This is a genomic window from Methanotorris formicicus Mc-S-70, assembly GCF_000243455.1.
GTDB classification, from domain to species: domain Archaea; phylum AGJL01; class Methanococci; order Methanococcales; family Methanococcaceae; genus Methanotorris; species Methanotorris formicicus.
The window spans coordinates 1-1,347 of the sequence record NZ_AGJL01000108.1 but is presented as its reverse complement, the minus strand read 5'-3'; the positions used below and the strand labels follow the sequence as shown (position 1 = coordinate 1,347).

Sequence of the window (1,347 nt, the reverse complement as noted above, 5' to 3'; positions counted from 1 at the left end):
GCATAGAAGAGATAAATCGATTTTAGATGTTGAGGGAAATTACCTAACGTCTGAAAAGAGCAATATTGGGTTTGTTAGGTTTATAGCAATGGTATCAAACTGTATAGAATATTTAAGCCACAAATATGGATTATCATTCTATGAAGTGATTAAAGAGTGTAGTAAAGAACTAATAAGGAAAGGATTCTCGTAATCACACTGTCAGTTCTTTAAAGCAAATTTTACATAAAACTCCAAATCTTTGCCCTTAACTTTATTTAAATAGTGATTTCCTTCTTCATCTGCAAATTTTATTAAATTGCCACAAAATAGACATGTTACTTGGCTCTTTCTTGATTCAATATTTGGATTTGGAACTTCAAACTCTAAATTTCCAATCTTTATTTTATTTTTATTGACCTTTGCATCTGACAACTTTAATTTATTCTCCTTTGCAAGTTTATTTATATCTACAATCTCAATATCTATACCATCATCTGTTTTAATTGGCTTCATAAATGCCAATCTTTTGTAACCCTTTTTGTTGTCTTTAACTCTTGCCAACCAATAATTACCAATTAATGGAGTCCATTTTCCACAGTGAGGGCATTTTATCTCCCAAGTTCCAATATAAACAGCAGAATCATCATAAAGATCTTTAATATCTTCATCCTCTTTCAATCTTTCAGTAATCCAATTTCCCCATTTCTCAACATCTTTAACTAAAATCTTGCCAAACACCTTAGGATACTCTAAAACTGCCTTTAAAAATATGTAAGTTGTTGGCAGTAACTCAACAGCTGTAACATCTAAACCTAACCTTAAACCTTCAAGAGGAATAGAACCAAAACCAGCAAATGGGTCTAATAATTTTTTACCTTCAAAATACTTCTTCCAATCATCAGGAATTCTTGGATTTATTCTGTGAGGAGTTTTTTCATCAAGACATATTGCATTTTTAAATCTCTCTAAATCAATATTGTAAGGTAATAAAGAACCAGCAATTACACCTCTTGCTCCAATTAATGGTTTTCTTGTCCAATAAAATACCATTTCCCAATATGGAGGTCTTGCTGCACCTTTCTCTTTTTTACTCTTTTCATTAATTTCCCTTATTGGAAACTTTGGATTTTCTATAAATCTCTCCATATATTATCTCCTCTCTTAGTTAATGTAACAGTTTAATTAATTCATTGATTATCCAAATACATCTGTAAGTATTGAAAATTGCCCATGTAAATAAAAAGATTTCAAAGCATATATAATAAATGTTTTGAATCTCGAGTAAATATCCTACAATGCTAAGTAAAAATAATAATCCAAATAATGCTACTCCTAAAATCAGTATCTCCGAACATCATACTAACT

General features: G+C 30.1%; 1 protein-coding gene and 1 pseudogene. One reads left to right on the top strand and one right to left on the bottom strand.

The genetic code is table 11. From position 1 onward, the window contains the following. On the top strand, positions 1 to 193 hold a 193-nt coding region (locus METFODRAFT_RS09585; protein ID WP_007045431.1), incomplete at its 5' end, for a hypothetical protein. A gap of 14 nt (positions 194 to 207) precedes the next feature. Here the strand turns inward: METFODRAFT_RS09585 and METFODRAFT_RS09580 are convergent. After that, a pseudogene (locus tag METFODRAFT_RS09580) lies at positions 208 to 1,128 on the bottom strand (DUF1156 domain-containing protein); the annotation flags it as partial. Positions 1,129 to 1,347: the final 219 nt, after the last annotated feature.